Origin of the sequence: Lactobacillus gigeriorum DSM 23908 = CRBIP 24.85 (genome assembly GCF_000296855.1) — a bacterium.
Classification (GTDB): Bacteria; Bacillota; Bacilli; order Lactobacillales; family Lactobacillaceae; genus Lactobacillus; species Lactobacillus gigeriorum.
In genome coordinates this window covers 1-23,298 of the sequence record NZ_CAKC01000001.1, presented here as the reverse complement: position 1 = coordinate 23,298, position 23,298 = coordinate 1, and the positions used below count along the sequence as shown (strand labels likewise).

General features: G+C 36.4%; 23 protein-coding genes, 1 pseudogene and 2 other annotated features. Of the genes and pseudogenes, 5 read left to right on the top strand and 19 right to left on the bottom strand.

Features of this window, described 5'->3' with window-relative positions; all coding sequences use genetic code 11:
- The first annotated feature begins 31 nt into the window (after positions 1 to 31).
- Both BN52_RS00120 and BN52_RS00115 read left to right on the top strand, forming a co-directional pair.
- Positions 32 to 2,626 carry a YfhO family protein gene (locus tag BN52_RS00120; protein WP_338385745.1) on the top strand — a complete coding sequence of 865 codons (2,595 nt, stop codon included), beginning with the start codon at positions 32 to 34 and terminating at the stop codon, positions 2,624 to 2,626.
- 64 nt (positions 2,627 to 2,690) lie between these two features.
- Complete coding sequence (locus BN52_RS00115; RefSeq protein ID WP_008471968.1) at positions 2,691 to 3,614, top strand: N-acetylglucosamine kinase; 924 nt, start codon at positions 2,691 to 2,693, stop codon at positions 3,612 to 3,614.
- A 73-nt stretch (positions 3,615 to 3,687) separates the two neighbouring features.
- Here the strand turns inward: BN52_RS00115 and greA are convergent, their stop codons facing one another.
- From greA to BN52_RS00090, 5 genes are all read right to left on the bottom strand, one after another.
- On the bottom strand, positions 3,688 to 4,164 hold the full coding sequence (gene greA / locus BN52_RS00110; RefSeq protein WP_008471966.1) for a transcription elongation factor GreA: 477 nt from the start codon (positions 4,162 to 4,164) through the stop codon (positions 3,688 to 3,690).
- Between the two features lie 75 nt (positions 4,165 to 4,239).
- Positions 4,240 to 6,654, bottom strand: coding sequence for a phenylalanine--tRNA ligase subunit beta (gene pheT / locus BN52_RS00105; RefSeq protein ID WP_008471965.1), 2,415 nt, complete (start codon positions 6,652 to 6,654; stop codon positions 4,240 to 4,242).
- Complete coding sequence (gene pheS, locus BN52_RS00100; RefSeq protein WP_008471964.1) at positions 6,654 to 7,703, bottom strand: phenylalanine--tRNA ligase subunit alpha; 1,050 nt, start codon at positions 7,701 to 7,703, stop codon at positions 6,654 to 6,656. The genes pheT and pheS overlap by 1 nt, the downstream gene beginning before the upstream one ends.
- 36 nt (positions 7,704 to 7,739) lie before the next feature.
- Positions 7,740 to 7,945: a binding site (T-box leader), on the bottom strand.
- 42 nt (positions 7,946 to 7,987) lie between these two features.
- Complete coding sequence (locus tag BN52_RS00095; RefSeq protein WP_008471963.1) at positions 7,988 to 8,338, bottom strand: winged helix-turn-helix transcriptional regulator; 351 nt, start codon at positions 8,336 to 8,338, stop codon at positions 7,988 to 7,990.
- Between the two features lie 76 nt (positions 8,339 to 8,414).
- On the bottom strand, positions 8,415 to 9,182 hold the full coding sequence (locus tag BN52_RS00090) for a TrmH family RNA methyltransferase (RefSeq protein ID WP_008471962.1): 768 nt from the start codon (positions 9,180 to 9,182) through the stop codon (positions 8,415 to 8,417).
- A 92-nt stretch (positions 9,183 to 9,274) separates the two neighbouring features.
- Here BN52_RS00090 and BN52_RS00085 point away from each other — a divergent pair, with 92 nt between their 5' ends.
- Together BN52_RS00085 and yidC are read left to right on the top strand one after the other, a co-directional pair.
- The gene (locus BN52_RS00085; protein WP_008471960.1) at positions 9,275 to 9,601 is read left to right on the top strand and encodes an acylphosphatase; all 327 of its coding nucleotides are present in this window, start codon (positions 9,275 to 9,277) and stop codon (positions 9,599 to 9,601) included.
- Positions 9,602 to 9,631: 30 nt separating this feature from the next.
- Positions 9,632 to 10,597 (top strand): membrane protein insertase YidC, encoded by a 966-nt coding sequence (gene yidC / locus BN52_RS00080; RefSeq protein WP_008471959.1) that lies wholly within the window; start codon positions 9,632 to 9,634, stop codon positions 10,595 to 10,597.
- 47 nt (positions 10,598 to 10,644) lie between these two features.
- Here yidC and BN52_RS00075 read toward each other — a convergent pair whose 3' ends face one another.
- From BN52_RS00075 to BN52_RS00035, 9 genes are all read right to left on the bottom strand, one after another.
- A complete protein-coding gene (locus tag BN52_RS00075) occupies positions 10,645 to 12,219 on the bottom strand; it encodes a HAMP domain-containing sensor histidine kinase (protein WP_008471958.1) in 1,575 nt (524 codons plus the stop codon).
- On the bottom strand, positions 12,197 to 12,913 hold the full coding sequence (locus tag BN52_RS00070) for a response regulator transcription factor (RefSeq protein WP_008471957.1): 717 nt from the start codon (positions 12,911 to 12,913) through the stop codon (positions 12,197 to 12,199). Before BN52_RS00070 ends, BN52_RS00075 begins: the two co-directional genes overlap by 23 nt.
- Before the next feature lie 128 nt (positions 12,914 to 13,041).
- Entirely contained in the window at positions 13,042 to 13,605 is a 564-nt protein-coding gene (locus BN52_RS00065; protein WP_008471956.1) for a YceD family protein, read from the bottom strand.
- Between the two features lie 2 nt (positions 13,606 to 13,607).
- Complete coding sequence (locus tag BN52_RS00060) at positions 13,608 to 14,759, bottom strand: nucleotidyltransferase (protein WP_008471955.1); 1,152 nt, start codon at positions 14,757 to 14,759, stop codon at positions 13,608 to 13,610.
- 5 nt (positions 14,760 to 14,764) lie between these two features.
- On the bottom strand, positions 14,765 to 15,112 hold the full coding sequence (rsfS, locus tag BN52_RS00055) for a ribosome silencing factor (protein WP_008471954.1): 348 nt from the start codon (positions 15,110 to 15,112) through the stop codon (positions 14,765 to 14,767).
- Positions 15,113 to 15,124: 12 nt separating this feature from the next.
- Positions 15,125 to 15,718, bottom strand: a complete 594-nt coding sequence (gene yqeK / locus BN52_RS00050; protein ID WP_008471953.1) for a bis(5'-nucleosyl)-tetraphosphatase (symmetrical) YqeK — start codon at positions 15,716 to 15,718, stop codon at positions 15,125 to 15,127.
- Positions 15,711 to 16,349, bottom strand: a complete 639-nt coding sequence (locus tag BN52_RS00045; protein ID WP_008471952.1) for a nicotinate-nucleotide adenylyltransferase — start codon at positions 16,347 to 16,349, stop codon at positions 15,711 to 15,713. The genes yqeK and BN52_RS00045 overlap by 8 nt, the downstream gene beginning before the upstream one ends.
- Positions 16,350 to 16,362: 13 nt before the next feature.
- A complete protein-coding gene (yqeH, locus tag BN52_RS00040; RefSeq protein ID WP_008471951.1) occupies positions 16,363 to 17,472 on the bottom strand; it encodes a ribosome biogenesis GTPase YqeH in 1,110 nt (369 codons plus the stop codon).
- Positions 17,465 to 17,989, bottom strand: coding sequence for a YqeG family HAD IIIA-type phosphatase (locus BN52_RS00035; protein ID WP_008471950.1), 525 nt, complete (start codon positions 17,987 to 17,989; stop codon positions 17,465 to 17,467). The genes yqeH and BN52_RS00035 overlap by 8 nt, the downstream gene beginning before the upstream one ends.
- Positions 17,990 to 18,297: 308 nt before the next feature.
- Here BN52_RS00035 and add point away from each other — a divergent pair.
- A pseudogene (gene add / locus BN52_RS00030) lies at positions 18,298 to 19,139 on the top strand (adenosine deaminase).
- Between the two features lie 48 nt (positions 19,140 to 19,187).
- Here add and rplT read toward each other — a convergent pair.
- The 5 genes from rplT to thrS form a co-directional block, all read right to left on the bottom strand.
- Positions 19,188 to 19,544 carry a 50S ribosomal protein L20 gene (rplT, locus tag BN52_RS00025; protein WP_008471946.1) on the bottom strand — a complete coding sequence of 119 codons (357 nt, stop codon included), beginning with the start codon at positions 19,542 to 19,544 and terminating at the stop codon, positions 19,188 to 19,190.
- A gap of 35 nt (positions 19,545 to 19,579) precedes the next feature.
- Positions 19,580 to 19,780: a 50S ribosomal protein L35 gene (gene rpmI / locus BN52_RS00020; protein WP_008471945.1), complete on the bottom strand. Its 201-nt coding sequence runs from the start codon at positions 19,778 to 19,780 to the stop codon at positions 19,580 to 19,582.
- A 19-nt stretch (positions 19,781 to 19,799) separates the two neighbouring features.
- Positions 19,800 to 20,321 carry a translation initiation factor IF-3 gene (gene infC / locus BN52_RS00015; RefSeq protein ID WP_008471944.1) on the bottom strand — a complete coding sequence of 174 codons (522 nt, stop codon included), beginning with the start codon at positions 20,319 to 20,321 and terminating at the stop codon, positions 19,800 to 19,802.
- 37 nt (positions 20,322 to 20,358) lie between these two features.
- Positions 20,359 to 20,472 (bottom strand) — a sequence feature (ribosomal protein L20 leader region).
- 58 nt (positions 20,473 to 20,530) lie between these two features.
- Positions 20,531 to 20,842, bottom strand: a complete 312-nt coding sequence (locus tag BN52_RS00010; RefSeq protein WP_008471943.1) for a heavy metal-binding domain-containing protein — start codon at positions 20,840 to 20,842, stop codon at positions 20,531 to 20,533.
- Between the two features lie 153 nt (positions 20,843 to 20,995).
- The gene (gene thrS / locus BN52_RS00005) at positions 20,996 to 22,927 is read right to left on the bottom strand and encodes a threonine--tRNA ligase (protein ID WP_008471942.1); all 1,932 of its coding nucleotides are present in this window, start codon (positions 22,925 to 22,927) and stop codon (positions 20,996 to 20,998) included.
- Between the last annotated feature and the right edge of the window lie 371 nt (positions 22,928 to 23,298).

The window sequence follows — 23,298 nt, the reverse complement described above, 5'->3', positions numbered from 1 at the left end:
AAAACACCGTTACAATTCTATATCTTCAATCATGACTTTGAAAAATTTTAAGATGAACCTTACTAAGATACGAAAAATTTATAACCATAAATTCTTGTGGGCTAGTTTCCTAATCCCCACACTTTGCTTTTTGATATATTTTGCTAGCCATAGTTTTAATTTTATGACAGTTGATCTCGGTCAGCAATACATTGACTTTCTTGCATATTTTCAACAAAATGCCTTAAGTCATCCCTTACGTCTAATCTATTCATTTAGCAATGGTTTAGGGGGTTCAATGATCGGTACTAATGCATATTATCTGGCTAGTCCCTTCAACTTACTCTTGTTACTATTTCCTCAAAAGTATCTTGTGCTTGGAGTTTTAGTAATTATTGCCCTCAAGATTGGCACGGCTGGAGCTAGCAGCTTTTATTATTGGCAAAAAAAATTTAAGCTTTCAGGAGCCTATCTTTTAGCTGCTGCCTGTGCATACGCCTTGTGCGGATTCGTTGTAGCTAATTATTTAAACTTAATGTGGTTAGACTCTGTAATTTTATTGCCACTTTTACTAGATCAAATTGACCATTTATTTCAGGATAAGAAATCACATTTAATACTGATAACTTTTCTTTGTTGGCTTAGTAATTTTTATACCGGATATATGGTTTTATTATTTGGCTTTTGCTACTTCATCAAAGAACTTTTTCTTAAAGACTTGGGGAAAAAACGAACAGCCCTAGCAATTCGCTATTTTAAACTAAGCATTTTTGGTTCATTGCTCTGCTCATTTGTATTATTGCCGACATTTTTTGAATTAATTGGTGGAAAAGCAAGCAGTCAATCTATTTGGAATTTTAAATGGCAATTCCCACTTTATCAAGCAGCATTAAAATTAATGGTTGGTTCTTACAATTACCACGAAATGGAAGCAGGCATGCCAAATATTTTTATTCCAATGAGTCTGCTTTTAGGCGGTATTGCTTTTTTCCTGAGCAATTTTTCTAAAAAACAAAAAGTAGCCAATGGTATCTTACTGGTTTTTTTGATACTATCTTTATCCTTTAACCCTCTAGTACTAATCTGGCACATGGGTCAATTTCCAATTTGGTATCCGGGGCGTTTTTCCTTTATACTGTCATTTTTCCTACTTGAATTATCGCTTTTTTTCTTAGAAAAAGGCGTTCTCTCAAATTTTGGGAAAATATTCCTAATGTTGATTGCTATTCTTCTTGGAATTTTTTGGTTTCTGAATCAGCACCATGTAGCTTTTATTAACCCCACTTCGCTAATTATCTCTTTATTATTTTTGCTTTCAGCACTTCTATTTACTCTATTAGTTCATAACAACCACGGCTTAGCAGAACATTATTTATTGTTAACGGTTATCGTTGAAATAACTTGTAACCTGTTCTTAAGTCTAAATAATATCACTTTTCAAAATAATACAGATTATTTAAATTTTAGCAACAATCTACATGACGTGACTACAAGTCTTACCAATGATTTTTCACGAATTGAAAAGACGTTTTCTCGCTCAGACGATGATCCCTTTACTGCAAACTACCATGGTATTTCCGTTTTTAACTCTATCAGTAATCAAAAAGTGACAACATTGCTCAGTAATCTCGGCTATCTTCATAATAGTAATTCTGTTACTAACAACGGTGGAACTCCAATTACTGATGCAATATTAGGAATCAAGTACTATCTTGAGCCCAATTACGCTCATGACCGGATTAAGCCAGAATTGAAAATGCAGTTTAACAATTTAAATAATCGCATCGATTTGGAAAATTATTTAATCCACAAAGAATATTCTCAATTGTTATTGTTAAAAAATCCGAGTGCAACCCCACTGATTTATTTGACCCAGGGAAGCCTGCAGGTACCTGATTTTGATCCTGCTAATCCGCTTACCAATCAACAGCTCTTATTAAACCAGATCACTGATACTAATCTACCAGTTATCGCTAGCACTTTTTTACCTAATCCAGAAGGAACCGGTGTTGACCATCAAAGCAAGTCTATCATGGCTTTTCACAAACAACAAAACGCGACAATAAGTAGAATTCGTTTTACCATCAATATCCCTAATGATAATGATTTTTATTTGCAACTACCTGCAGGAATTAACACAGATAGTGCGAGTCTTTTCATTAATAATCGACAAATCAATCTCGATGATCGAGATGTTCAAGCTCATCTAATTAATCTTGCTAGCCATCAACGAGGAACTCAAATGATCATCAGTTTTGTAATGCACCATGAAACTATTGATTTATCGGAACTCAAGCTTTGGCAAATCGATATTAGGGCACTTAATCAAAGATTGGCTGACTTTAATTCACAACAGCCTAAAATTCATCAGCTTGGAGACTTAAGTCTTATTAGCAATCCATTTGTCACCAAGAGTGCAGTTAATTTAGCTAGTTCAATTCCTTATAGTAAAAACTGGCTGATTTATGATCTGAAACAAAATAAATTACTCACAATTTTCCCTGCATACCATGCATTTTTAGGAACTAACTTGCAAGAAGGTAAACATCAATTACTCTTAATATATCTACCCTTTACTTTCCTAATCGGGATTTTGGCAAGCCTATTTACCCTTTTGTTCATAAAATTACATAATCGGGTGGACTAAAGTCAATTTTTTGGATAAAATTAAGCCGTTAACCGACAAATTTTTATAGAAAGAAGAGTAAAGAATGACTCTCAAGTTTCAAATTGGAGTAGACGCTGGTGGGACCCACTCCACAGCTATTGCCTACGATTTAGATGGAAATGAACTTGGTCGTGCTGAAGGCGGTCCTGGTCAAATTAATGCTGATTATGAAGGCGGAATAAATAACATAGCATCAACAGTCAATGAATTATTGAATAAAATTGACGGCGATTGCATGCGTGTTCTTGCAGGAATTGCTGGTTTATCAGTTGTTGGTAATGCGGCTGAAGTTGCAGCTACAATTTCCTCAAGAATCAACAATTTACCAACAAGAGCTATTACTGATTCACTTTTAGCTCTGTATAATGGTCTTGAAGGTGATGATGGTGCCCTTGTAATCGCAGGTACTGGTTCTGTTTATAATGGCCTTCAAAACGGCCACCTTATTGCTGTAGGTGGTTATGGTAATATTCTTGGCGATGAAGGCTCTGGTTACGCTATTGCACGTAGTGCTTTACAATCAGCTTTATTAAGTTGGGATAAGCGTGAAGAAAATAGCTTAATTGGTATGTTTACAAACTTACTTAATGTTGAATCAATGAATGAAGTTACAGCTAAATTCTATCGCATGGCTAACCCTGAAGTTGCTGGTATGGCTGTTCACGTTGCTAAACTTGCTGATTCAGGCGATCAAGATGCTATGACCATCATTAAAGATCAAGCTCACTTGCTTGCTCGTGATATTATTATTGGTTTGGACCGCTACGAGGATCCAAAGCCAATGAAGATTGCTTTGACTGGATCAGTTCTTGCAAATAATGAAATGATGCGTGGTCTTATCGAAGATGAGGTAAAAGAAGCTTATCCTGATGCTGTATTCTCAGTATCAAACGGTGAAAACGCTCGTGGAGTTATCTTTGATAAGAGTAAAGATTACCGTTATTTCACTAATCATGAAGATAGATAATTAATTTTCAAGACACAAAAAACCTCTGAACTTTGTATAGTTTTACAAAGTCAGAGGTTTTTTATTATTTTATTTAGGCTTTAACATCGTTAATTACAACATCAAATTTTCCACCTGGAGTAGAAATTGAAACTGTTTCACCCTTCTTTTTACCAAGCAAAGCTTTAGCAATTGGGGAATCATTAGAAATTTTACCATTAAATGGATCTGATTCATCGCTACCCACGATCGTGTAAGTTTCAGGTTCATCTTCACCGACTTCGGTGTAGGTTACTGTCTTACCAACTGCAACTTCATCTGGATCAACTGAATCAGCATCTACCACTTGAGCGTACTTAAGCATTTCTTCAACTTGAGCAATACGATCTTCAAGATGACTTTGTTCATCCTTAGCTGCATCGTATTCAGAGTTTTCAGAAAGGTCTCCAAATGAACGTGCAACTTTGATTCGTTGAATAACTTCTGGACGCTTTACTAATTTCAAATTTTTCAACTCTGCTTCAAGCTTTTGCTTACCTTCAGCAGTCATTGGAAATGATTTTTCTGCCATGGATTTTTAAACTCCTTTTTCTTTTTCATTTAGTCACTGATCAATAATATTGTTTTATGATCACAAAGTCAATAACTAACGAACTTTGACATTCAAATCTTCTTCCAAAGCAGCCACTATTTGATCAATACTCTTATTTACAACTTCATCGGTTAAAGTATCATTTGGATTCAAAAATGTTAAGTTATAAGCTAAACTCTTATGACCAGCTTCAATATGACTTCCTTCATAAACGTCAATAACCTTTAATTGATTCAAGTATTTACCAGCATTAGCACGAATGACATTTTCTAATTGCTGGTTAGTAACATTTTTAGCAACCATTAGTGACAAGTCACGTTCAATTGCAGGGAATTTAGGAGCTGCTTGTGCAGTCATACCTTCCGTGATAAATGGACTCAAGACATCTAGATCAATTTCATACCCGTATAATTCTGCACCTCTTAAGCTCTTTTCAGCAACGGTAATCATATGAGCTACCATTCCAATTAAGCCAAGATATTGCTTATCAATATAAATTGCAGCAGTTCTTGTAGGATGCATTCCATCAACTTCAACAGCACGATATTCTACTGTGTTTAAATCGATTCCTAAAGCAATAAATAGATTCTCTAATTGACCCTTTACGAAGTAAAAATCAATCTTTTCACCACGATGTTGCCAATTTTCAGCGAAAGTTTCGCCAGCATATAAAGTAGCTAAATGTTCATGCTCATTGTAAGTTCCATTTTCATGATCATAAACTCTACTTTGTTCGAACAAAGCAAGTTGCTTTTGCTTTCTTGCCATATTATAGCTGGCTGCATCTACTAATCCAGTAAATACGTTTTGTCTTAATGTCGATCTACTTGAGTTCAGAGGCCAGTCAACCGCAACCACTGGTTTAGGATTCATGGTATAGCGAACAGCTTTTTCTGGTGAAGTCAAAGAATATGAAATAGTTTCCAATAATCCTTGGCCTTGAACAATTCGTTTAACTCGACGAATTTTTTCTTCTGCCTTAGAATAGCCACCATTGGTTTCTGCTAATAATGGTTGAGTAGATTTAATATTATCATAACCATAAATTCTACCGATTTCTTCAACCAAATCAGCAGGAATTGAAACATCCCAACGACGATTTGGAACATCAACAACCAATTTATCATCAGATATTTCACTATCAAAGTTTAAGCGATCTAAAATAGTCTTCATTTCATCGCCAGACATCTCAGTTCCTAAAACATTATTGATGTAACTTACTGTAGTTTCGATTCTAGTTGCTGGTTTAGCTTGATCAGTAGCCTTAACTATTCCTTGAGCAATCGTAGCTCCTGCATATTGAGCAAGTAAGCTGGCTGCAATATCAATTGCACGTTGAACGTTATCCCAGTTAATTCCCTTTTCAAATCTGCTGGAAGCTTCGGTTCTATTGGCATGACGTAAAGCAGCTTTACGTACCAAAGTTCCGTCAAATACGGCGGACTCCAAAATAACATCAGTAGTATCGTTTTCTACTTCTGAATTCTTAGCACCCATGACACCAGCCATCATAACAGCTTCATTACCGTTAGTAATAACAATGTCATTTGGATCAAGGTCAACTTCTTTTTCATTCAAAAGAACTAATTTTTCGCCTGAATGAGCCTTTCTTACTTCAAACTTGCCTGAAGTAAAACTTCTTGCATCATAAGCGTGCATAGGTTGACCAGTAAGGAGCATTACATAGTTGGTAATATCAACTACATTATTGATTGGTCTAATACCAGCATTCCATAAGCGTCTTTGCATCCATAGTGGACTTGGACCAATCTTAACGTTGGTAGCTTTTCTCAAATAGAATTTAGGAGCCAATTCTGGATCTACAGTCACTGATAATTCACCAGTCCAGTCAGCTCCAGTTTCTTCAACCTTGGCTTCAGACAAAATTGGCTTTTCAGCAACAATTGCACCAACTTCGTATGCTGCCCCTTCCATTGAAAGCGTATCTGCACGATTAGGGGTGATATCAAAGTCCAAAATGTAATCATCCATACCCAAAGCTTCATAAATGTCATCGCCTGGTTTAACATTTGCATCTTCAGGAAAAACGTAAATACCGTCAACTACATCTTGAGGAACAACACTATCTGAGAAACCAATTTCTTGCATTCCGCAGATCATACCAAATGATTCAATACCACGAATTTTCCCTTTTTTAATTTTTTCATTGCCAGCAATTCTTGCGCCATGTAATGCAACGATTACATCTTGACCAGCAGCTACATTAGGTGCACCACAAACGATTTGTAATGGTTCATCTTCACCCACATTGACATGGGTCAAATGAAGGTGAGTTCCCTCAATATCTTCACAATCAAGAATATGACCAACAACTAATTTCTTTAAACCAGCTTGAGGATGCTCAACGCCTGCAATTTCAACACCTGTTCTAGTAATCTTTTCTGCTAAAGCATTTGGTTCTTGATCCAATTTAAGAAAATCTTTTAACCAATTGTATGAAACGAGCATTACTTTTCCTCCTTACGGAATTGTTCTAAGAAACGAACATCATTTGTATAAAAATCACGAATATCATCAATACCATACTTAAGAATTGCAAAACGATCCAATCCTAAGCCGAAGGCAAAACCACCATAAACAGTTGAGTCTACTCCAGCGTTTTCTAGTACATTTGGATGAACCATTCCAGCTCCTAGAACTTCAATCCAGCCAGTATACTTACAAATTGCACAACCCTTACCATCACAGTTAAAACAAGAGACATCCATTTCAACAGATGGCTCAGTGAATGGGAAGTAACTTGGGCGCAGTCTAGTCTTGCGATCTTGACCAAAAATATGTTTTGCGGTCAATTCAAGTGTACCTTTCAAATCTCCCATAGTTACATGTTTATCAATGACTAAACCTTCCATTTGCATAAATTGGTGAGAGTGCGTCGCATCATCATCATCACGACGGTAAACTTTACCAGGACCAACCATTTTCAAAGGTCCTTTACTAAAATCATGTTTCTCTAAAACTCGCGCTTGATCTCCAGATGTTTGACTACGCAATAAGTTTTCTGGATCAATGTAGAATGTAGCTTGCATATCACGAGCAGGGTGATCTTTAGGCAAATTCATCATTTCGAAAACATAGTGATCAGTTTCAATTTCTGGACCTTGTACAACTTGATAGCCCATACCAATAAAGTAAGCTTCTAAGTCATCCAAAATCTCATAAATTGGGTGCTTGCCACCAACTGCACTTCTTCTACCAGGAAGCGTAACATCAACTCGTTCTTCTTCCATTTTCTTGGCAATCAATGCCTTGACAATGGCACTCTTAGTCTCATCAAGTTGGCTGTTAAATAAATCTCGCAATTCATTTACCTTTTGACCAACCTCACGACGATTTTCAGGTGAAATTTCTTTCATTGAGTGCAAAATTTTAGTCAATTCTCCCTTTTTACCGACTAACTGCACGCGAACTTCATTTAATTTTTGCTCATCTGAAGCTTTTTTTATTTCTGCAAGTCCTTCTTCGCGAAGTTGCTTTAATCTATCAAACAAGTCCATGTAATTTTTCCTTTCCCAAACAAAAAAGCTTCGCCCTCCAGGGACGAAGCTTCGCGGTACCACCCTCGTTTAGGTACAATGTACCTACACTTAAGTTTTCGATAACGGTGAAATACCGGAATTGATTAGATCCTACTTAAACAAGGTGAAATTCACAGTTTTGCTTTTGATTTCTCTTTCAGCCTAGAAGAAATCTCTCTGATAAAGTATTAACTGCTACTAGTCTTGCATATTGTAATTATGTATTAGGATAATTCATTTTAATTTTTCATGCAAGTTTTTTCTTAAACCCACTTGTCAGCCCAATTATGAACCTGGTCAAAGACTGGCTTTAATTCTGCCCCTTTTTTAGTAAGGCCATATGAAATAATTCCAGTTTCACTATCAACAGATCTTCTTACGATCTTAGCATCTTCTAATTCCTTCAACCGTTCAACTAAGACACGATCTGAGCATGCTTCAATACAACGTGCAAGGTCCTTAAAACGCATATCTTCAGTATCACATAAAGAACTGATAATTAAGCCATTCCATTTTTTACCAATAATTTGAAAAGCGTTAATGAAATGATTACATAATTCGTAATCCTCTGGTTTACAACCACCTTTGTTCTTTGTTTCTGCTCCTTGTACCATATATTAATCCCCCTAATTATTAACCTTTTAAAATATATTATATGGAACTTACTTACTAAATACAAGTATAAATACTCTAAGCAAAATGATACATCATAATCCCAGCAGCTACTGCTGCATTCAGAGACTCGGCTCTACCCAAAATTGGAATATATAGTTTTTCATCTGCTAATTCTGCTAATTTTGCTTCAACACCGTGAGCTTCATTTCCAATAATAATTGCGACTTGAGGGGCAGGCACAAATGCTGCTAGTTCCTTGGCTCTAGGATCTAACATACTGGCATATACTGGAATCCCTGAAGCTTTAAAATCAGCTACCGCATCATATAAATCACCAACTACCAGGTCCAGGTGAAATTGACTTCCTTGCATGGCACGTTGAACTTTAGAGTTATATAGATCAACGCTTCTTGGAGATAGAATTATACCAGTAAAACCTGCTGCATCAGCAGTTCTAATAATGGTACCTACATTTCCGGGGTCAGCTAAATGATCAAGCATAACCCATTTACCATAATTGAATGAAAAATTTTTAGGTTGACTAATTTTCAACACCATAAAAATGCCCTGAGGGGATTTCGTGGCACTTAGGTGTTCCGCTATCTTTTGGCTAATCAGCACAATCCGGTTATCGTTTGGGTCGAGACCCAAACTTGCTACTGCTTGCATTAATGCATTTTCTGTAGCCAAGATGAAAGTATATTTTCTTTTAGCCTTCAACGCCTCTTCAACTAGGTGGAAACCCTCAATTAGATATGTACCAGTTTTCTCACGATACTTCTTTTGTTCAAGCTTACTAATGTTTTTGATAAATTTATTATTGATCGAATCGATTCTTTCCATAACTCTTCCTACATTTTAGTTTAGATATTTAATCTGTTATAATCGCATTATGACACGAACGAGTAGATTAAGCAAAAGAAGATAGGTTAAAAATGAAATTTTTTAAGAATAAGAAAGATAAAATTGATGGACCACAAGAATTAGCTGATACTTGGGAATTTATCGCTTCAGGCGTAGTTCAGGGAGTAGGCTTTCGTTGGAGCGTCCAAACAGCTGCTCAAGAATTAGACTTAAAAGGGACTGTGCAAAATAATCCAGATCTTACGGTAACGATTCGCTTGCAGGGAAAACAATCTGAGATGGATAATTTTCTCGCACTCCTGCCTCAAAAAATTTCCCCTTTTGCCAAAATTAGTAAAATTGATACTAATTATTTGGGAAAAGTGGAAAAAATGCATGGATTTCATGTATTATATTAGAGTCGATTATTTTTTTACAGGTGATTATTGATGAAAAAATTTAAAAAATATCTTGCATTGATGAGCATGCTCACCATTTTAGCATTAGTCTTGACTGGATGTTCCAGTGGCAATCCAAATACCCCACCTACTAGTGGACCTTATGCATGGATCTATCAATGGCTAGGAATTCCATTCCAACACATAATGATCAAAGTAGGTCAAATGATTGGTGGCGTGAATGGTACGGGTTGGTCAATCGTAATCATTACTTTGGTAATCAGATTGATTCTTTTGCCTCTAATGTTGAACCAGCAGAAGAAGAGCGTCGTTCAACAAGAGAAGATGGCGCGTTTGCAACCACAAATGCAACTTATTCAGGCTGCTATGCGACGCAAGCCGATTACTCAAGACCAACAAATGCAATTATCTACTTGGCAGAGAGAATTATACGCTAAAAATAACGTTTCTCTAACTGGTGGTATTGGTTGTTTGCCATTATTGATCCAATTCCCAATTATGATTGGAATTTATCAAGCTGTTTTGTACTCTACAACACTTAAACAAGCTAGCTTCTTTGGTATTTCATTGGGTAGTAAGTCAGTAGTTTTAGCAATTGTCGCTACTGTTTTTGCGGTAATTCAATCTTATATGTCATTGATCGGTGTTCCAGCAGAACAAAAGAAAGCTATGCAATCAATGATGTTTATGAATCCGATTATGACCTTGTTCTTCAGTTTATCTTTCTCTGGAGCTCTTGCTCTATACTGGGCAGCAGGTAACTTCATGATGATTATCCAGCAGGCAATTGTCACCTTCATCATCACTCCAAGCGAAAAGACCCGTATCAATAAGGAATTATCTGATACGCCAACCGAAGTCGTGGTTACTAAAGAAGCCATTGATAATCTCTTCAATGGCAAAGCTGAAAAGGTAAACAATGTTGAAAAAGAAAGCTTACACCAAGATTTACGCAAACGTAACCAAGGTAAGCAAAATAAGAATCATAAAAACTAGTGTAAATTAAATACCCAATCCTGATGGATTTTCAGGATTGGGTATTTTTATGCCTGGTGTATTTTCTTTTTTTCGTCCTGAGCCTTTAGCTTTTCAGCCTCTTCATGGCTTAAAACAGGAAAATCAATAATAAACTGACTACCTTGTCCTAAAACAGAATCAACTGAAATTTTACCATGGTAGCTTGTAACTAACTTTTGAGCAATGGACAAACCTAACCCATTACCACCACGCTCACGAGTTCTTGCCTTATCAACGCGATAAAAACGGTTGAAAATTTTGGCTTGGTCTTCCTCAGAGATCCCTTCACCAAAGTCTTGCACTATGATTCTAAGGCTATTCTTAGTTACTCCGGCTGAAACATTAATTTGTTTAATATCAGTAGAGTATTTGATTCCATTATCAATCAAAATTACTAATAGCTGTTCTAAATGTCCTTGATAAATTTGAATTTCTGTATCTTCAGGTAAATCATCAATATCCAACTGAACCTTAAAATCTTGATGTACCAAAGCCATATCATTAGTAACTCTTGCTAAAACATCAACCACCTTAGTTACAGCATTAGGATATTGAACATTAATTTGTTCAGCTCTTGTTAAATCTAGCATTTCCTGAATTAAGTGTTTCATGCGATCTGCTTCTTGTAATGATGCATGAATTGATTCATCTAATATTTCAGGATCGTCTTTACCCCAGCGCTCAAGTAAATTCAAGTGCCCTTCAATAACTGCAACGGGAGTTCGCAATTCATGAGAAACATCGCTAACAAATTCTTTCTGTTGTTCGATATATCGTTGCATGCGATCCAGCATACTATTAAAACTAGAAGCCAATTCTTCCAATTCATCATGACGATTTAACGATTGGATCCTAACCTCGCTATTAGGATCAGCATTTACCTCACGCGCAACCTCTGAAATCTGATTAATCGGATTTACCACATCTTTAACAACTAAGAAAGATACGACTGTAAAGATGATAATTGCTGCAATGGAGATGACAATCATCCAATTTAACAAGTTTCGCATTAAACGATTGTAATAGGACATTCGGTTAATAACTACAATATAACCTGTCAATTTACCATTGCTTGATGATCTGACTTTTTTGTAGGTAGCAAGAAATGCCCCATCAGGGCCACTTAGCTTTTTAGTCTTTTCTTCCCCAGAGATTTTAACTAATTTTGGTGTTCTAGGGCCATTTGAAAAGACCACTTCATTATGCAGGTTATACACTACCGCTTCAATATCAGGATTAGTAACCGATGCCAATAAATCATCATTAAAAGCAGACGAATTTTGTCTTTTAATAATGCTACTGCCTGATCCATTCATAAGGATCCGCTTAGTACTTGGCGATAAGGACGGTATCACATTTGAAATTTGTAATTCTTGATTAATTGATGTTAAGCGATCATCCAGAGTAGAAACAACTTTTTCAGAAGTTTCTCGTTGTTGACTCATAGACTGCTGACTAACGGTTGAATAAATTACAATCGAAAATATAGTAAAAGAGACCACGATCGTCAAAGCGACGATTATAACCCATCTTACAATTAGGGATGAATGTTTGGTCTCTTTCTCAGCAGTCTTTATTTTAGCGACGGACATCTTCCTCATCTCTTACCATGTAACCAGTGCCGCGAACGGTCTTAATGTACGATGGTCTACCAGGAATATCAATCTTGTTACGTAAGTAACGAACGTAAACTTCAACAACATTGGTTTCAATATTGGATTCAGGTCCCCAAATCTTACTCAACAATTGATCACGACTAACAACGTTGTTTTTATTTTCAATCAAAGTCATCAATAAATTGTATTCCCGCTTTGTTAAATCGATAACTTTACCATCTCCACGGTGGACAATACGATTAGCAGTTTCAATAGTTAAATCCTTAAAGCGGACAATTTGTTGCTTAGAAACACTAACTGATTGTGATTCCTTTTCGATCTTTACACGGCGTAATACTGCACGTAAACGCGCAAGCAATTCTTCAATTGCAAATGGCTTAATAATGTAATCGTCAGCACCATGATCAAGTCCTGAAACACGGTCAATAACAGAATCACGCGCAGTCATCATAATGATTGGAGTAGTCTTAGCTTGGCGCACTCTACGAGCAATTTCCAATCCGTTTAGATCAGGTAACATTAAATCTAATAAGATCGCATCAAAGTCTTGACTTAAAGCATCTTCTAGACCTTTACGACCATTATTTTCAACTACAGTTTCGTAATTTTCATGCTTTAATTCAAGCTGTACGAAACGAGCCAAATTTTTTTCATCTTCAATAATTAGAATCTTTGCCATCTTTATCAAGTTCCTCGCTCATATAATTTGTTTTTTAATTGAGAACAACTATTAAAAAATTTCTACATTTAAATAATATGTTAAAAATGCCATAAAAACAAGGCAAAACTAACGTATTCGTAAATATATTACTCTTTATTATCTCCATTGTCATCTTGATCTGCAAACAAGTCCTTTAGCTTTGCAAATGCAGGATTTATTTGATTCTTTTTACCTTCTTCGAAGCTCTGCTCTGAAACAACTTCCCAATTGCTTCCCTTAGGATAAAGATCTTCTTTTTCTTCTTCATCAGTAAGAATAGTTTCCGGAATATTTAATAAAATATTATCTTCAATTGCAGTTTGCAAATCGATTTGATTATCTTCAACTTTAACGATTGGATCCATTTCTTCAGCTGCTTCAGCTTTAGTAGGTTGATCCAATGAGTAGTTTTCGGTGAAAGTAAAATCTTGATGATATTCAACCGGTTTTAGGCTTCTACTTGAAGGGACTACTAAGTCTGCAGTTACATGAAAATTTCCCGTAACATATGGTTCTTGATAAAACAAATCGCCACTCACGTGAACATTTTTAGCTTTAAAAAGCAATTGACTAGCACGCTCTAAGAATTCTTCTCTCATTGTCACATCTTCTTCAATGTGAGTTAATGGCGAAGCATCATTTTTAATTGATAAAAAATTTATTGTTAACATTTCTACACCTCAATTGGTCGCTGACCAAAATTCTGATCTGTCGACATTAATTGCTCAAATAAACGATCTACTCGTACTTGCAAATGTAACGATCCACTTTTAGCGTCTCGCTTATCGACTTTGGAAATTATTTTAGCTGATGATTCTTTCCGAATCCGCTTAAGATATTGTCGACCCGTTTTGCTAAAGCCCAATAAAAGCAAAGATTCGTCGTTAAAACTTGAAATCATATCATCGTAAGTTACATTCAATAACGTATATAGACTTAATCTCCTGAGTCGTGAATAAGTATAGCGCTTAGATTTAACATGGCGCAAAAATTCTGTAAAATCATTAGCTAGATGAATTTCCTGTTTAAATTTATATTCTAACCCTTCGCTCATTTGATAAATTTGTCGTAATTCGGCTAAACTAGCAGACTCAACCCGATATTTTAAAAATGGATATAAAATATTCCAGTTTGGATAAAGCGCCTGAGCGATCAGTTGCTCAGCTTCTTCCTTAGGTAGCCATTGATGTAAATCTTCTTTATTTTCATCATGTAACAACAGATTTCTTATTGCGCTTGCACTTTGAACTAAACCATTGCGTTGCAACAGATCATCATGATTAACTCCGATTCGATTAACGGGATACAATTGCATCGGTTCGCCAAGATTATAATTTGCTACAGCATAAGCTAACCCTAAGATTGAATTAGGTTCATTAACCTCAAATCCAACTTCTCGTGCTACCATTTGATTATATTGGGTAGAGTATGTCTGACTATAATCATTGAAATCCATATGATTTTGTGGAATTTCAGCAATTTTTCCGCCTAAATAGTTAAAATTCAAATTAGCATCTTCTACACCGAAAACCAAACTTTCAACGCCTAACTTACTAAGTTGGTCAATACTGCCAAGCGCAAATAAGTCTGCAGGTTCAACTGCTGTTGAAAAAGGCAATTCAAAAACTAAATCAGCCCCAGATTTGAGTGCAGCTTTGGCTCTAGCATGTTTATTCATAATTGCCATTTCGCCGCGTTGAACATAATTTCCTGACATCAAAACAATAATCGGATCATTGCCAGCTACTAATCTTGCCTGATTTAACAAAAATTCATGCCCACTATGAAAAGGATTATATTCAGCAATAATACCAACAACACTCATGCCGGTTAATCTTCCTTCAATTCTACCTTCTTACCATCAAGCCACAACTTTTCAAGGTTATAGAATTCACGCGCATCTTTAGTAAAGATATTCACTACCACATCTCCCAGGTCAATTAACAACCAGTTAGAATCTCTAGTCCCTTCAATTCGGTAATTATAATAGTTAAGTTGATGTGCTTCATCGATAATAGAATTTGCAATAGCGTGCAATTGTCTATTCGATCCTGCACTAGTTACCACGTAATAATCAGCTAAAACACTAATACCACGCATATCATATGCTTCGGTATCCTCACCATGACGATCACTGATTGCTTTTGCAACAAAATCTAAAATTTCTGTACTTGTCAAATTTGTTTCTCCTTATTTTACACTCCACACATTATATGCTTCTAATGTCCGTGGATAAATCTTGCTTCTATGTTCTATTAAGTATTCTAATGTATGTGCCAATTGATAGCCCACACCAGCATCTAAATTTTTATAGGTTATTTTTCTAGCTTCTTCAACACCAGGAAAATCTCTTCCTGGTTCAATATAATCAGCCATATATACAATTTTATCGAGCGTAGTCATTTCAACATCAGCAGTTGTATGACGATTAACAGCCTGAATAATTTCTGGATCATCTATCCTTAAATCGTGTTGAATAAAGTATGTTCCTATTATTCCATGCCAAATAGCTCGACTCCAGTTCAATAAATCTTGATCAAAATTCTTAGTTTTGATTACCTTAATGTATTCCTCAACAGGGACTTGTTTGGCATAATCATGAACAAAGCCTGCAAGTGCAGCCTTATCAGGATCATAATTATTAAGCTCAGCTAATTTTCGAGCCGTCTCACTAACTCTTACACAATGTTGAAACCGCGCATCATCCATATTTGACTGCTCTTTAGCAACAATTTCACTGCTAGTTAAAGATGAATAAGTATCTTTAAAATTAAGCTTAGTCAAGATAGAGCCCCTTTTCTTTGATATATTCTCTTACTTTTTCAGGAACCAAATATCTAATTGAGGTCCCCGTCTTAACTGATAACCGAATCGCCGTTGAACTCAAACGAATATCTGGCGCATCTACCCAAATTAGTGGATATTGGGGATCTTGAGGATAGCCTGGACGTCTGATTCCTACCAGAGTAGCCATTTTAGCAATCTCATCGGGTTCTTTCCAGGTATGGAAACTGTTAACCTGATCACTTCCCATAATCAAATAGTACTCATTTTCAGGAGCATTTTCCTTCAAGTACCGCAAAGTGTCTACAGTGTAAGAAACGCCTCCACGAAATAGCTCCAGCAATTTCACTCTAAATCTTGGATTGTCCCGAGTCGCTAAGTCTAGCATTGCAGCACGATCCCTTGCGGATGTTAATGGGGCATCCTTATGAGGAGGGATATTATCTGGAATAAACCAAACTTCATCTAATCTAAGCTTGGTCATTGCCTGTTCAGCTGCAACCAAATGAGCTATGTGAACCGGATTAAAGGTTCCTCCCATGATTCCTATTTGACGACCCTTATTAGTCCTTGCTTCTTCTGGTTGTACCTTAGTAATTGGTATCTGTTTTAAAACCTGTTGTTCAACCATTTTTTGCCTCAACTTAAATCAATGCACGTCTAATTCCTAAGCCAATTTGTCCAGGAGTATAGGCTTTTACTACACAACCTTCTGGAACTGTAATAAATCCAATTCCACCAAAAAGCAAGTCACTCTTATAAGTGGTATGAAATTCCTGCCCTTTTAATTCGGGTAAATCCTTACTTGCGACTGGTGGAGTCAGCATCTCACCATTATGTTTACGATAAAATTCATCTGCGTTACTTACTTTAGTACGATGTACATAGACTTCTCTTGGTGCATAAACTGTAAAACTAGTTGACTCACCCTTAAGATAATCTATTCGACCTAATCCACCTAAAAACAAGGTATTACCAGGAAGCAATTGATAAGTAGCTGGTTTTAAAGGCTTCTTCGGCGATACTAGGGCTAAATCTTTAGGATCGAGATGAGCAACTAATTGATTCTCAGTCATAATTCCTGGAGTATCAACTAAATAATGACCATTATCTAAAGGGATTTCAATTCGATCTAGAGTTGTTCCAGGAAATCTTGATGTAGTAATCAAATCCTTGATATCACCCATTTTGTCAATAATAGCATTGATTAAAGTTGACTTACCTACATTAGTCATGCCGACAAAATAGATGTCCTGATCTTGTGAATTTGCGTTTAGATATTCAATTAATTCATCCAAAAACTTTTGTCGAGCGGCACTGATCAAAAAGATTTTCTCTGGATATAAACCCATGCGATTTGCTTCTTGTCTCATCCAATCCTTAATTTTGCTTTGACGAGAGTTTTTAGGAAATAGGTCAAATTTATTACCAACTAAGATAAATTTATTATTCCCCACAAATCTTTTTAGCGAGCTAAGGAGTGAATTTGAAAAGTCAAACAAATCAACTACATTTACAATCAAAGCCTTCTTTTCAGCAAGCGAATTTAACAATGCTAAAAAATCATCGTTGTTTAAATCGACCGGCATAATTTCATTGTAATGTCGTAACCTGAAGCATCTCTGACAGTATACTTCCTGGTCTTCTGCTTCAATTGCTTTATTCAACGCACTGGTAGGCAAAAAACCGGCTTTATTTGGATCCTCTGCCTGCAACTTTGCACCACAACCAATGCAAATAATTTCATTATCCATTTCTCAAATTCTCCTCAAACTTAATTCGACGTTTTAGATTTAAAAAGAGAAAAATTATCTTTTCAAAGAAACGATTTATTCTTGTATTCCACTTATCTGTTTCCACTAATGGTTTAACAAGAACTGTTTTAACACCAGCTAAATTACCAGCCTGCATATCAGTAATTAATTGATCTCCGACCATCATTACTTCATCCTTTTTCAAGCCAAGCTCTTCAACTTCACGGATAATTGCAAATGGCAACGGCTTTTTGGATTTAGCAACAAACTCTATTCCATAAGGATCGAGTACCTTTCCCACTCGTTCAGCATTATTGTTGGAAATAACTACTAATTTAATTCCCGCCTTAGCTAACTTTTGATTGAATCGATCCATTTCTTTAGCGGTCTCAAATTTATTCCAAGCAAGCAAAGTGTTATCCAAATCTGAAAAAACTGCTTTGATTCCCATCTGAACTAATTTTTCTGTTTTTAAATTATAAATTGTATCTATTGTATATTTGGGTCTAAATAGCATATAAACTCTCCATTTTTTGTCACTCTCTATAATATCAAAAATGCGTTTATATTAGAAATTTTTGTTTCGTTACGCTAAAAAAGTGTTACAATACAAAACAATTTAACTTATTATTCTTTTTATCGACTAATCACTAGAAGGGAACGATCATAAAAAAATATATCAATTTGCATTTACATCTAGATGGCTCAGTACCTTTCGCTACTGTCAAAAAATTAATGAGAGAACACCGACTTTCACCACTAACAGATGATCTGCTACGATAAAATTTATCAGTTGACTCTGGCTGTAAAAGTCTAGATCAATTTTTGGAAAAGTTTGCTTTGCCTAATAAGCTAATGCAAACCAGTCATGATTTACAAACGATTGTTTACGATCTATTAACTGAACTTAAAAGTCAAGGATTAGTATATGCAGAAATTCGTTTTTCACCTCAGCTACATACTAAAAAAGAATTAACGTAAGAAACAGCAATTGAAGCAGCCATTGCTGGACTAGATCGTTTTTTAACTGATCAACTAAAAGAACCTAATCAACCTGAACTGCATGCCGGATTAATTCTATGCTTAATGCGATTCAAGGATAATCAGACAGAAAATATGGAAACAGTGAAACTAGCTAAGAAGTTTTTGCATCGAGGCGTAGCTGGTCTAGATTTAGCTGGTAGCGAAGGTTCCATTCCAAATATTGATTACAAGCCCTTCTTTGATCGTGCAACCCAATTAGGTATTCCTTTCACTATTCATGCTGGAGAAGCAGCTAGTCCGGATTCGATTCATCAAGCTCTAGCTATGGGTGCCAAACGAATTGGACATGGAATCCACTGTACAGATGATCCTCAACTAATGAAAGAACTAATCGATAATCAAATCGTTCTAGAGTGCTACGCAACTTCCAATATGAATACCAAAGCGTTTGATCAAATTGACTCATACCCCAGTAAAAATTTGTTGCATCAAGGAATGAAAATTACACTCAATTCTGATGATATGACAGTATCTAATACTAATTTGCCTCGCGAATATCATCTACTAGAAGAAAAACTAATCTTACCCCTAAAGAAGAGACCACATTGTATTTAAATGCAGTTCATGCCGCCTTTACTTCGCCAGATGAGAAGATTCGTTTGCGAGCCTTAATTCAACAATAAAAATAAAGGTCAGAGAAAATTTCTCTGACCTTTTTCATTAACGAACTATTAGTTCAATGCCTTCTTTGCAGTTTCAGCTAACTTTGCAAAAGTTTCTGCATCATTATATGCTACGTCAGCTAACATCTTACGGTTGATGTCAACGCCTGCTAACTTCAAACCGTGCATTAACTTAGAATATGAAATATCATTTTGTCTAGCTGCAGCATTGATACGAGCAATCCATAATTTTCTGAAATCGCTCTTGCGTCTTCTACGGTCGCGGAATGCGTACTTGTAGGAAACAAACAATTGAGTGCTTGCAGCCTTAAATTGCATATGCTTTGCGCCACGGTAACCCTTGGCAAGCTTCATAACCTTCTTACGACGTTTACGTGTTACAGTTCCACCTTTAACTCTTGGCATCAGTAAATCCTCCTACTATCGTTCTTAATTATTAATTAACGCATTTGGGAAAGCATCTGTTTGATGCGCTTAATGTCACTGCGTGAAACCATAGCAGCTTTTCTCAAATGACGACGTTGCTTCTTAGTCTTACCGTGGAAACGGTGACCAGTAAATGCGTGGTGACGCTTCAAACCACCATTAGCAGTTCTCTTAAAACGCTTAGCAGAAGCGCGGTGTGTTTTCATCTTTGGCATGTCTATTTCCTCCAATTAACTACTTATTCTTTTTGTCCTTATCACTCTTAGGAGCAAGCATCAAGAACATTGAACGGCCTTCCATCTTTGGCTTGCTTACAACAGTAGCAATGTCAGATGTAGCTTCTGCCATTTTCTCCAATACTTGCTGACCTAATTCCTTGTGAGTGATTGCTCGACCTCTAAAACGAATTGATACACGTACGTTAGCTCCTTCTTTAACAAGGAATTTCTGTACGTGCTTTAACTTAGTGTCAAAGTCATTGCCTTCAATGGTTGGACTTAGTCGAATTTCCTTGACACTGATCGTCTTAGACTTCTTACGGGATTCTTTCAATTTCTTCTGTTGTTCGAAACGATATTTACCGTAATCCATAATTCGAGCAACTGGTGGCTTAGCATTTGGTGAAATAAGAACTAAATCAAGACCTTCATCAGCAGCCTGACGTAAAGCTTCATTCTTACTTACAACACCAACTTGCTCACCATCTGAACCAATTAAACGAACTTCGTGGGAACGAATTCTATCGTTTAAGATCAAATTCTTTGGTATGACTCTTCACCTCCGTGTTAATTTGAGGACAAGAAAAGAGCGGATATCTTTTGTACCCGCTCTTAATCAACAGAAATTATCGATCAGCCTAGAGGTTATCTTTAACTTAGGCGAGAAGCGGGTGCTTCTTCTTGTTCTCAACTAATAAGATTGTACGCGTAATAGCACAATGAGTCAAGGAAAAATTGTTTTTTTGACTATTTAAATTTAACAGCAGTTCCATATGCCACTACAGATTGCATATCATTCGCTATAGAGCCAGAATCAAATCGCATCATTACAACAGCATCTGCACCAAGCTCTTCAGCATTTCTTTTTAAGCGAGCAATCGCTTCTTCTCTTGAAGTCATCAGCATTTTAGTATAGCCTTTTACTTCTCCACCAACCATCGACTTAATTCCAGCACCAAAATCACTAAACATGTTTCGAGATTGAGTAGTTACGCCAAAAACCTCGCCAAGAATATCATACTCTTTACCTGGAATACGTTCTGTCGTTGTTACTAACATGGTCTATTGCCTCCTTATGTGGTTTTTATCTTTTTAACTTTATTTTATCCAAAAATGCTTATATTGCTATGTTAACTAGTCCAATTTTACTAATATTTAAACACAAAAGGCCCTGTCAAAAAACAAGGTCTTCGTGTAAATTATTAAGCTATACTAGTTTTCACGTGAGTATTCATTAACATCAGCAGTGATTTCATTAATGAATTCATCTAAGCTCATCGTCTTTTGTTCTTCAGTTCCGTAACGACGTACATTTACACAATTTGCATTCATTTCGTCATCACCAAGTACTAAAGTGTAAGGAACCTTTTGGGTTTGAGATTCACGAATCTTGTAACCCATCTTTTCATTTCTTGAATCTACTTGAACTCTAAAGCCACGCTTAGCAAGTTCCATTCTTACTTTTTCAGCATATTCTCCGTGAACGTCTAAGTTAACTGGAATAATTTCTGCTTGAACTGGTGCAAGCCAAGTTGGGAAGGCACCCTTGTAGATTTCAATCAAGTATGCAATGAATCTTTCCATAGTACCAACAATACCACGGTGAATCATAACTGGACGGTGTTCTTCACCATCTTGACCAACGTAAGTTAAGCCAAATCTTTCTGGCAACATGAAATCAAGCTGAATAGTTGACATGGTTTCGTCATTACCCAAAGCAGTCTTAGTTTGAATATCAAGCTTTGGACCGTAGAATGCTGCTTCACCTTCTGCTTCAACATAATCAAGACCAAGGTCATCCATAGCACCCTTAAGCATCTTTTGACTTCTTTCCCACATTTCATCGTTAGCAAAGTACTTATCAGTGTTCTTTGGATCACGGTATGAAAGTCTGAAGTAGTAATCAGTAATGTCGAAGTCTTTGTATACGTCCATGATTAACTTCAAAATCTTAGCAAATTCAGATTGAACTTGATCTAATGCTACGAAAGTATGACCATCGTTCAAAGTCATCTCACGAACACGTTGAAGACCTGACAAAGCACCAGATTTTTCATATCTGTGCATCATACCTAATTCAGCAACACGGAATGGCAAATCACGGTATGAACGAATATGATGCTTGTAAATTTGAATATGTGATGGACAGTTCATAGGACGCAATTCAAGCATTTCACCATCACCCATGTCCATTGGTGGGAACATATCATCACGGTAGTGTGCCCAGTGACCTGAAGTCTTATAAGCATCCAAGTTCATCAATACGGGAGTATATACATGTTGGTAACCGTCAGCTACTTCACGATCAATAATGTAGCGTTCAACAACGCGACGAATAGTAGCACCTTTTGGTAACCAGTATGGCAAACCTGCTCCAACTTTAGGATCAACAAAGAAAAGATCTAAGTTTCTACCTAAAGTTCTGTGATCACGTTCCTTGATTTCTTGCCGACGTTTCAAATCAGCCTCTAAGTCAGTAGCCTTAAAGAAAGCAGTACCGAAAATTCTTTGAAGCATCGGGTTAGATGACTTACCCAGCCAGTATGCACCAGCAACTGACAATAATTTGAATTGCTTGATCTTGCCAGTGTTAGGCAACAAAGCTTGGAAGCCAAAGTCAACAAAATCGCCAAGTTTATATGCGTCGACCATATCAGCTTCATCTTCTAAGAGTGCACTCTTATATGGATCATCCTTGAACATTTCAGCTAATTCTGATTTTGCAATTTGAACGTGTTCAATCTTTTCACCATTTTTGATCACTTTTTGTAAAGCTTTTTCAAATTCAGGTAATTCACTAACTTTGATTTGATCAGCTTTATCCGTATCTACGAAAAAGCCTTCTTTATCTGCTTCGTGACTGCCCAACTTAAGTTCAGGATATTTCTTCTTAGCAACTGCTTCAAAGACAAAAGCTACAGTATCACGCAAAACAGTTAAGGCAGCTTCATCTTTATCGGTTACAATGGCAAGTTCACTATCAGCATCCAAAACAAAGTCTAAAGGCTTAAGAACACCATTTACCTTTCCAGCTACAGCAGCTTTACCAAGAGAAGTTGCGATCTTACTTGCAACTTCTCCAACAGTTAAACTTTCTGCAAATTCTTTTTTTGAGCCATCAGGCAAAGAAATTGAAAAACTCATAATTACCTCCAGAAACAAAAAATCCCAGTGCTAGTCTTTAGCACTGGGACGTTAATTAGCGTGGTTCCACCCAAAATTCAGACTGCTATGCAGTCTCTCTATAGACAAATAACGGTGTCTAACCTAATATATTCTTACTCTTTTGGGCAAAAGAGGTGGGGTCTTGATCAATTGAAAAGCTTCCAGAACAAGGCTTCTCTCTCTGAGCTGTCAAGATCATGTCTCTTTTGATAATGCTATTATACCCGTTATCTAAATTCTTGCAAGGCTAATTAGCAAAATTTCTTTTATTTTGTGATTAACAAGTGATAATGTCTTATCTGTTAACTTAGTAAAATGTCCTATTTGGAATTGGTTATGGCATAATCTCT

Excerpts from the sequence above, each read along its gene's own strand:
- BN52_RS00035 (WP_008471950.1), bottom strand. The coding sequence starts at position 17,989 with ATGCTATTTAGACCCAAATATACAATAGATACAATTTATAATTTAAAA.
- BN52_RS00045 (WP_008471952.1), bottom strand. The coding sequence starts at position 16,349 with ATGGTTGAACAACAGGTTTTAAAACAGATACCAATTACTAAGGTACAA.
- BN52_RS00065 (WP_008471956.1), bottom strand. The coding sequence starts at position 13,605 with ATGTTAACAATAAATTTTTTATCAATTAAAAATGATGCTTCGCCATTA.
- pheT (WP_008471965.1), bottom strand. The coding sequence starts at position 6,654 with ATGCTCGTTTCATACAATTGGTTAAAAGATTTTCTTAAATTGGATCAA.
- BN52_RS00075 (WP_008471958.1), bottom strand. The coding sequence starts at position 12,219 with ATGAGGAAGATGTCCGTCGCTAAAATAAAGACTGCTGAGAAAGAGACC.
- BN52_RS00085 (WP_008471960.1), top strand. The coding sequence starts at position 9,275 with ATGAAATTTTTTAAGAATAAGAAAGATAAAATTGATGGACCACAAGAA.
- BN52_RS00095 (WP_008471963.1), bottom strand. The coding sequence starts at position 8,338 with ATGGTACAAGGAGCAGAAACAAAGAACAAAGGTGGTTGTAAACCAGAG.
- BN52_RS00010 (WP_008471943.1), bottom strand. The coding sequence starts at position 20,842 with ATGTTAGTAACAACGACAGAACGTATTCCAGGTAAAGAGTATGATATT.
- greA (WP_008471966.1), bottom strand. The coding sequence starts at position 4,164 with ATGGCAGAAAAATCATTTCCAATGACTGCTGAAGGTAAGCAAAAGCTT.
- thrS (WP_008471942.1), bottom strand. The coding sequence starts at position 22,927 with ATGAGTTTTTCAATTTCTTTGCCTGATGGCTCAAAAAAAGAATTTGCA.
- yidC (WP_008471959.1), top strand. The coding sequence starts at position 9,632 with ATGAAAAAATTTAAAAAATATCTTGCATTGATGAGCATGCTCACCATT.
- BN52_RS00115 (WP_008471968.1), top strand. The coding sequence starts at position 2,691 with ATGACTCTCAAGTTTCAAATTGGAGTAGACGCTGGTGGGACCCACTCC.
- BN52_RS00060 (WP_008471955.1), bottom strand. The coding sequence starts at position 14,759 with ATGAGTGTTGTTGGTATTATTGCTGAATATAATCCTTTTCATAGTGGG.
- BN52_RS00090 (WP_008471962.1), bottom strand. The coding sequence starts at position 9,182 with ATGGAAAGAATCGATTCGATCAATAATAAATTTATCAAAAACATTAGT.
- rplT (WP_008471946.1), bottom strand. The coding sequence starts at position 19,544 with ATGCCAAGAGTTAAAGGTGGAACTGTAACACGTAAACGTCGTAAGAAG.
- BN52_RS00120 (WP_338385745.1), top strand. The coding sequence starts at position 32 with ATGACTTTGAAAAATTTTAAGATGAACCTTACTAAGATACGAAAAATT.
- rpmI (WP_008471945.1), bottom strand. The coding sequence starts at position 19,780 with ATGCCAAAGATGAAAACACACCGCGCTTCTGCTAAGCGTTTTAAGAGA.
- yqeH (WP_008471951.1), bottom strand. The coding sequence starts at position 17,472 with ATGGATAATGAAATTATTTGCATTGGTTGTGGTGCAAAGTTGCAGGCA.
- pheS (WP_008471964.1), bottom strand. The coding sequence starts at position 7,703 with ATGGACTTGTTTGATAGATTAAAGCAACTTCGCGAAGAAGGACTTGCA.
- BN52_RS00070 (WP_008471957.1), bottom strand. The coding sequence starts at position 12,913 with ATGGCAAAGATTCTAATTATTGAAGATGAAAAAAATTTGGCTCGTTTC.